We start from the raw sequence: 201 nt of genomic DNA, 5'->3' as shown, positions 1-201 counted from the left end.
ACGCGGTGGCCGACCGCACCGCCTCGGCGACCCACGCCGCGGTGGAGGTCGCCCGGTCCGGCACCGGCAGCCCGTGCCGGGCCTGGACGGTGTGCGGCGGCGCGCCGGCCGAGGCGGCGCCCACGGGCGCGACGAGCGCGACGCCGCAGGCGGCGAGCACCACGGTGCGCAGCACCCGCGGCACGCCCCGGCCGACCTTAA

At 82.1% G+C, this 201-nt stretch carries 1 protein-coding gene; it reads right to left on the bottom strand.

Features of this window, described 5'->3' with window-relative positions:
- Nucleotides 1-201: hypothetical protein (locus tag QWY29_RS21020; protein ID WP_300963133.1), on the bottom strand; the 201-nt coding region annotated here is incomplete at both ends.

This window comes from Nocardioides abyssi (assembly GCF_030412915.1).
Taxonomy (GTDB): domain Bacteria; phylum Actinomycetota; class Actinomycetes; order Propionibacteriales; family Nocardioidaceae; genus Nocardioides; species Nocardioides abyssi.
The sequence above is the reverse complement of the archived record's forward strand: the minus strand, read 5'-3'. Positions and strand labels throughout refer to the sequence as shown.